Source organism: Dermacoccus sp. UBA1591 (assembly GCF_002322065.1).
Lineage (GTDB): Bacteria > Actinomycetota > Actinomycetes > Actinomycetales > Dermatophilaceae > Dermacoccus > Dermacoccus nishinomiyaensis.
In genome coordinates this window covers 3,964-11,026 of sequence record NZ_DCNR01000097.1, presented here as the reverse complement: position 1 = coordinate 11,026, position 7,063 = coordinate 3,964, and the positions used below count along the sequence as shown (strand labels likewise).

Genomic DNA, 7,063 nt, shown 5'->3' with positions numbered 1-7,063 from the left:
GCGCCCCATGCGACGAGGACGGCGAGGGTGCCGGCCTCCGTCACGCCGAGGCCGCCCGGCGTCACGCCGACGGTCGTCAGCAGGCGCCCGACGGCGTATGCCGCGAACAACTTGCTCAGGGGCATGTCGACGCCGACCGCCTCCATCGTCCGCCAGAACAGCACGAAGTAGACGGCGAGGTACCCGACGACGCCCACCGTCATCGGCTCCCACCCGTGCGCCGTCACGCCCGCCAGACGGCGTCGTTGATCGACGAGCGTGGCCTCGATCTCGAAACCGGGCCGGCGACGTCGCACACGTTCACCGACTCGGCGATCGAGCCACGCGCCGAACCGCTGCGTCAGACCGGGGGAGAGCAGCACGCCGACGAACGCGGCGATGATGACGAGCCCGACGATTCCGCCGGTCAGCGCGCCGCGACGCACTCCCTTCGGCAGTGCGTCCGTCGAGCTGAGCAGTGCGACGCCGAGCAGCGGCATCGCGAGGCGTGCGACGAGGTTCCACACGCCGGTGACGATGACCGACGTCGAGATCGCTGCGGCCTGAAACCCCCAGGAGCGCAGCATCAGGTAGGTCGCGGCGACGCCGGCCGCGCCACCGCCGGGGAGGAGGTTGCCGGCCGCGGACCCTGCGACGTTGACGATGAGCGCCTTGACGTGCCCCAGCCCGGGTATGGAGCCGGTCAGCGCGAAGGTGTAGAGCCACAGCCCGAACGCGACGAGCGCGAACAGTTCGAGGCTGCTCGCCCACCCGAGCAGTTGCAGATGCCGCCCGATCTCGGGCCATGTCGTCTCGCCGAACCACGGCACGCCCCAGTACAGGATCGCCGCGGCCAGGCCGATGCCGATGACGGCCTGCGCGCTCTGCCACGCGTTGGGACGCGGCATCGCGGGCGACAGAGGTGAATCCTCGGAACGGGATCCATGGCCGGACGAGGCGTCAGGCGAGGTGCTCCCGGGCTGACGGGACGACGAGGGCGAAATCACTCGGCGCGGTCCTCGTGCTCGGTCAGCCCTGCGAAGATGTCGTGGCTGACGGGGCCGACGTGGGCGGGGTCGCGGAACCATTCGCGTCCGAAGACGATGTCGTACAGCGGCCGCGGGATGCGCAGGAACGCGGCGAGGGTGCGGTCGGCGTCACCGTCAGCACTCGCCTGTGACGTGTGCGCCGCCATCGACGCTCGCTTCGCGCCCGCTTGACGGAGGACGTTGACGCGATGAGTGATGTCCATGCGGGCCGAGTAGGCGCGTTCGAAGCCGGCCATGTCGAAGTCGTCGGGGAAACGGTAGAAACGCGCCACGAGGTGCAGCGCGCGCACGAGCAGGTCGCGGGGCGCCGTCGCCTCGAGTACGCGCGGCGTGCCCGCCAGCTCAGCCGCGTGCGCGCCGACCTCATGGACGCGCACGTGGTCGCGGTGGCCGTAGCCTCCGGCGGCGTCGTAGGTGAGCAGGACGTCGGCGTCCTCCTCGCGCAGGATGACGGCGAGCGCCTCGGCTGCTTCCTCGACGGGCACCGTGACGAAGCGCCGCTTGCCCGGCGGGTCGGGAAACACCTGCGGGCCCATGCCCGAATCGGCGTAGCCGAGTGTCTCCAAGCGGGCGACCCCGAGCGCGCGGGCGCTGGTCGATACTTCGTCCCAGCGTCGCGCCGCGAGTTCGTCAGGCGTTCCGTATTCCGACCCGGCGAGGCCGAGCGCGCCGTCCGTCGCCACGACGAGGACGACGTGATGCCCCTGCGCCGCGGCCTTTGCCATCGTGCCGGAGGTGAGCAGCGCCTCGTCGTCGGGGTGGGCATGGAATGCGACGAGGGTGCGTCGCGGCTGGCCGTCTGGGGTGGTGATCATCGTCTTCATCCTCTCGCATGAAAGACTCGTGCCGTGAAGATCGCCCTCGTGTCCGACTGCTATCTGCCGCGTCTGGGCGGCATCGAGGTGCAGGTGCACGACCTCGCGCAGCGCCTGGTGGCGCAGGGGCACGAGGTCGTTGCGTACACCGTCACCCCGGCTCACCGTGAGCAGCACAGCGGCCTCGAGATCGTCGACGGCATCCCGGTGCATCGGTTTTCGCTCGGGTTGCCGCACGATGTCGCGCTCAATCCGATGGCCGTCTCGCAGCTTCGCCTGGCGCTGTCGAAAGGCGGTTTCGACGTCGTCCACGCGCACATCGGCGTCATCAGCGTGTTCTCCTTCGACGCCGTCCGCCTCGCCCTCGATCTGGGCCTGCCGACGGCGGTGACGTGGCACTCCGTCATGGCGTGGGCCGGTCCGCTGCTCAAGCCGCTCGGTTTCGTACGCCGCTGGGCCAAGGGCGGCGCTGCGTTGTCGGCGGTCTCGCAGGTCGCGGCGCGCCCGATCCGCGACATGGCCGGCCGCGGCCACGAGGTCGTCGTGCTGCCGAACGGCATCGACGCCGACGCGTGGACGCCCGGCGAGCCGCGCACGGGCGACGAGGTGCGTGTCATCTCGGCGATGCGGCTGGCCACGCGCAAGCGTCCGCTCGAGTTCTTCTCGGTGATGAAGGCGGTGCACCGCGAGGCACCGAACGTCCGGCTCGAGATCGCGGGGGAGGGCGACCTGCGCCCGAAGCTCGTGCGCGCCGTTGACCTCGCCGACGCCCACGAGTGGGTCTCCTTGCCAGGACGCATGACGCGCGCGCAACTGCACGACCGCTACCGCGCCTCAGACCTGTACGTCGCACCGGCGCGGCTCGAGTCGTTCGGCATCGCGGCGCTCGAGGCGCGCTCGTCAGGGCTGCCCGTCGTCGCGCCGTCGACGAGCGGCGTCTCGGAGTTCGTCACCTCGGGCGTCAACGGGCTGCTCGCGGGCGATGACGACGACCTCGCGCAGGCCATCATCCGGCTCGCGCTCGACACCGACCTGCGCCGGACGATGGCCGAGTACAACCGCACGCATCGCCCGGCGCAGACGTGGGATCAGGTCGTCCGTCTCGCCGAGGCCGAGTACGCACGGGCCGCGGCACTGCGAGCGGCGCGATGAAGGGCGACGGCGTCCCCGACATCCCGATCTTCGTGCGGGGTCTGGAGGACGGTCGCGAGGTGCTGCGTGCCCGGTTGGCGCAGGGCATCGCGCCGCGGCGTCAGGTGCGCGACGCGGGGTTCAAACCGGTCGCCCTACGCACGGCGACACTCGTGCATGACGGCGTCGAGCTGACGTTCGAGGTCGCGCGCATGCATGCGGCTCATCATCGCCTCGCGGGTGTCGCGCGCGCCGCCGGCCCGGTCGATCTGGTGCGCCAACGCCTGGCTGCGTACGCGGTCGTGACGAGCGAGAGGGGCGTGCTGCTGACGCAGCTGTCGCGCGAGACGGGGCGTCCGGGGCTGTGGATCCTGCCCGGGGGCGGGGTCGAGGCCGGCGAGGCGCCCGAGGCGGCCGCCGCGCGCGAGGTTTGGGAGGAGGCCGGGCAGCGCATCAGCGACGCGCGGTTGTGGGACGTCTCGTCCTCGCACCGCGTCGGCGATGGCAGGGAGGGGATGGTCGAGGACTTCCACGCCGTCCGCCTCATCTACTCGGCCCGCTGCGACGAGCCCAGCGAACCCACCGTCCACGACGTCGGGGGCTCGACGCAGCACGCGGCGTGGTTCGCGGCGGCCGACGTGGTCGACCCCACCTCCGACGGCTACCCGAGCGGCGGCATGGCTCCCTGGGCGCTCGAATCGGTGCGGCAGGTGCTCGGCTCCTCAGGTTGACGCCGAGCCACCCAGAGCCATCCACGAGCCCAGCCGGCGACCGGATGCGTCGACGGGGCGTGGCCACCGACGGCGAAGCGGGTGCGTCGACGCCTCATGCGTCGTCGCACCCGCTCGTCATGCGGGGTGGCCGGTCAGTGCCAGAAGATCGCGACGACCACGTTGATGACGGCGAGCGCAGCGGCGGCCTGGACGAGCGGCGCGGCGCTGTCGCCCTTCTTCTCCTTCGACGAGGAGACTTCGAGCAGACCTGCGACGATGAGGGCGATGACGAGCTTCACCGCGACCCACGTGTGGTCGAGCGACCAGTGCTGCGACTCGGCGACGCCGACCATCGCGAGCCCGCTGAGCAGCTGCAGGCGCGCGCCCCACACCATCGCGGGGATGGCGCGCGGCGCCTTGAGGACAGCGAGGAAGCCACCGACGATGGCGGCCATGCCGAGCAGGTGGACGAGCAGGAGGATTTCGTTGAGCGTGGACATGCCACAAGGGTAGGCGTTCGTCGCTCCAGCCATGCTCGGGTGAGCGTCCGTCAGCTCACCGCGCGCGGATCGGCGGGGTTGATCTCTTCACCGGCGGCGCGCTTGCGTTCGGCGTACTCGGCGACGTTGGCGCTGATGCGCTTGCGGGCGACCGTCGTCAACACGATGCCGAGGACGATGGCGGCGCCGAGCCCGATGTAGGAGAAGTTCTTCATCCACTTCTCGGCGATCTTGCCGAGGAAGTGGACGCCGTAGGCGGTGCCGCCGGCCCAGCAGATGGCGCCGAGCACGTTGGCGGCCAGGAAGCGCGCATACTTCATGTGCAGCGAGCCGGCGAGTGGGCCGGCGAAGATGCGCAGCAGCGCGACGAAGCGTCCGAAGAACACCGCCCAGATGCCGTGGGTGTGGAAGGCGTGCTTGGCGTACCCGATCGTCTCGTCGTTGACGTGATGGGGGAAGCGTGTGCCGAGCCACGCGAACAGGCGCTCACCGAAGTGTCGACCGACGTAGTAGCCGATCGAGTCGCCGATGACGGCGCCGAGGATGGCGGCCAGTGCGACGAGGTGGATGCTGACGTGCGGGTGCGGCCCTGAGGCGAACAGCGACGCGGTGACGAGCATGATCTCGCCGGGCAGGGGGATGCCGACGCTCTCGAGCAGGATGATGAGACCGGTCAGAACGTAGACGGCCGGGGCCGGAATCGCATCGAGAATCGCCTGAACATCCACGCCCCAAGGGTAGGCGACGATGCCGCCCGCCCCTGCCGCCTCGAGCCCGATGCCCGCAGCCGTCCTCGGCCGCGCGGCCGCCGCGCTCGTCGACTGAGCGGTTGTCGCTTCTCACTCCTAGACTGGCCTCATCATGAGTGGCCTCTTCGACGACCTTCCGCTGACCGCTGCCGACGCCTCCCGTCCCTCCTCCAGGAGCGGTACCGGCGCGTCGCCGTCGCGTACCCCGAGCACGGAGGCTCCCGGGGCCGCCGCAGTCGATCCGGGGGCGGTCGACGCGTCCGGCATCCCGTTGTGGGCCCTGCAGGAACCGCCGCCCGACGAGGCCCCCGCCGACGCCGGCACATGGGGCGACGACGCGCCGATGCTGGGTCGCGGATCGCACTGGGGTCGCCCCGATTCGGGGCGCGGCACGCGACGTTTCGAGGCCGATCCTGCGAGCCTGCTCGAGGGCATGAACCCGCAGCAGGCGCAGGCCGTCGAGCACTTCGGGACGCCGTTGCTCATCGTCGCGGGCGCCGGTTCGGGCAAGACGCGCGTGCTGACGCATCGCATCGCCTACCTGATGGCGGCGCGTGGCGCGCAGCCCGGCCAGATCCTCGCGATCACCTTCACGAACAAGGCGGCCGCCGAGATGCGTGAGCGCGTGGAGCAGCTCGTCGGGGGTGCGGCGAACGCGATGTGGGTGAGCACGTTCCACTCCGCGTGCGTGCGCATCCTGCGCCGTGAAGCCAAGCATGTGGGGTTGCGCTCGACGTTCTCGATCTACGACGCGGCCGACAGTCAGCGCCTCATGGCGATGGTGACGCGCGATCTCGACCTCGATCCGAAGCGCTACCCGCCGAAGTCGTTCAGTTTCCAGGTGAGCAACCTGAAGAACGAGCTGATCGACGCCGAGGAGGCCGCGAAGCGCGCCGAGACGGATCAGGAGCGCAAGGTCGCCGAGGCCTACCGTCTCTACCAGCAGCGCCTGCGGCAGGCGAACGCGCTCGACTTCGACGACATCATCATGACGACGGTCACCATCCTGCAGGCGTTCCCGCAGGTGGCCGAGCACTACCGGCGCCGCTTCCGGCACATCCTCGTCGACGAGTACCAGGACACGAACCACGCGCAGTACGTCCTCGTGCGCGAGCTCGCCGGCGGTGAGCACGCCTCGGGCGGCATGGCGAGCCAGGACGCCGAGGGCGATTCGCGCGCCACGAGCGCGGTCCCCATGGCCGACCTGTGCGTCGTCGGTGACGCCGATCAGTCGATCTACGCCTTCCGTGGGGCGACGATCCGCAACATCGTCGAGTTCGAGGAGGACTACCCGAACGCGACGACGATCCTGCTCGAGCAGAACTACCGTTCGACGCAGAACATCCTCGGCGCGGCGAACTCCGTCATCGAGCGCAACCCGGAGCGTCGCAAGAAGAACCTGTGGTCCGATCAGGGCGACGGCGAGAAGATCGTCGGGTACGTCGCCGATTCCGAGCATGACGAGGCCGCGTTCGTCGCGCGCACGATCGACAAGCTCGGCGACGATCACGGCGTCAAGCCCAAGGACGTCGCGGTGTTCTACCGGACGAACGCTCAATCGCGCGCGCTCGAGGAGGTATTCGTCCGTGTCGGCCTGCCGTACAAGGTCGTCGGTGGCACGCGGTTCTACGAGCGCAAGGAGATCAAGGACGCGCTCGCGTACCTGCGCGTCATCTCGAACCCGGCCGACACCGTCAACCTGCGCCGCATCCTCAACACACCGAAGCGCGGCATCGGTGACCGCGCCGAGGCATGCCTCGGGGCGCTCGCGGAGCGGGAGCGCATCACATTCATCGAGGCGCTCGCGCGGGCCGACGAAGCGCCGGGCATCGCGACGCGGTCGGTGAGCGCCGTCAAGGGCTTCACCGAGATCCTCGAGAGCCTGCGGCAGACGCGCGAGTCCGGTAGCGGCGTCGGCCCCCTCATCGAGGCGATCCTCGAGCGCACGGGGTATCTGAAGGAGCTGCGCACGAGCAAGGATCCTCAGGACGAGACGCGCATCGAGAACCTCGCCGAGCTCGTCGCCGTCGCCAACGAGTTCGACGACAACTACCCGGGCGCGACGCTCGAGGACTTCCTCGAGCAGGTCTCCCTCGTGGCCGACGCGGACGAGATACCGAAGGACGC

Annotated in this window: 7 protein-coding genes; 3 read left to right on the top strand and 4 right to left on the bottom strand. The window is 70.1% G+C overall.

Annotation, left to right across the window (positions count from 1 at the left end):
- Together B2284_RS10975 and B2284_RS10970 are read right to left on the bottom strand one after the other, a co-directional pair.
- Nucleotides 1–887: lysylphosphatidylglycerol synthase domain-containing protein (locus B2284_RS10975; RefSeq protein WP_286697516.1), on the bottom strand; the 887-nt coding region annotated here is incomplete at its 3' end.
- 95 nt (nucleotides 888–982) lie between these two features.
- Nucleotides 983–1,852: a PIG-L deacetylase family protein gene (locus tag B2284_RS10970; protein WP_083607304.1), complete on the bottom strand. Its 870-nt coding sequence runs from the start codon at nucleotides 1,850–1,852 to the stop codon at nucleotides 983–985.
- A 24-nt stretch (nucleotides 1,853–1,876) separates the two neighbouring features.
- On the opposite strand from B2284_RS10970, the gene B2284_RS10965 reads away from it, so the two are divergent.
- The gene (locus B2284_RS10965) at nucleotides 1,877–2,995 is read left to right on the top strand and encodes a glycosyltransferase family 4 protein (protein WP_038569097.1); all 1,119 of its coding nucleotides are present in this window, start codon (nucleotides 1,877–1,879) and stop codon (nucleotides 2,993–2,995) included.
- Nucleotides 2,992–3,705 carry an NUDIX hydrolase gene (locus tag B2284_RS10960; protein ID WP_006945591.1) on the top strand — a complete coding sequence of 238 codons (714 nt, stop codon included), beginning with the start codon at nucleotides 2,992–2,994 and terminating at the stop codon, nucleotides 3,703–3,705. The genes B2284_RS10965 and B2284_RS10960 overlap by 4 nt, the downstream gene beginning before the upstream one ends.
- 134 nt (nucleotides 3,706–3,839) lie before the next feature.
- On the opposite strand, the gene B2284_RS10955 is transcribed toward B2284_RS10960, so the two are convergent.
- Both B2284_RS10955 and B2284_RS10950 read right to left on the bottom strand, forming a co-directional pair.
- Nucleotides 3,840–4,187, bottom strand: a complete 348-nt coding sequence (locus tag B2284_RS10955) for a hypothetical protein (protein ID WP_074040310.1) — start codon at nucleotides 4,185–4,187, stop codon at nucleotides 3,840–3,842.
- A gap of 50 nt (nucleotides 4,188–4,237) precedes the next feature.
- On the bottom strand, nucleotides 4,238–4,915 hold the full coding sequence (locus B2284_RS10950; protein ID WP_074046143.1) for a DedA family protein: 678 nt from the start codon (nucleotides 4,913–4,915) through the stop codon (nucleotides 4,238–4,240).
- A 133-nt stretch (nucleotides 4,916–5,048) separates the two neighbouring features.
- On the opposite strand from B2284_RS10950, the gene B2284_RS10945 reads away from it, so the two are divergent.
- On the top strand, nucleotides 5,049–7,063 hold a 2,015-nt coding region (locus B2284_RS10945; protein ID WP_286697515.1), incomplete at its 3' end, for a UvrD-helicase domain-containing protein.

Excerpts from the sequence above, each read along its gene's own strand:
- B2284_RS10970 (WP_083607304.1), bottom strand. The coding sequence starts at position 1,852 with ATGAAGACGATGATCACCACCCCAGACGGCCAGCCGCGACGCACCCTC.
- B2284_RS10960 (WP_006945591.1), top strand. The coding sequence starts at position 2,992 with ATGAAGGGCGACGGCGTCCCCGACATCCCGATCTTCGTGCGGGGTCTG.
- B2284_RS10955 (WP_074040310.1), bottom strand. The coding sequence starts at position 4,187 with ATGTCCACGCTCAACGAAATCCTCCTGCTCGTCCACCTGCTCGGCATG.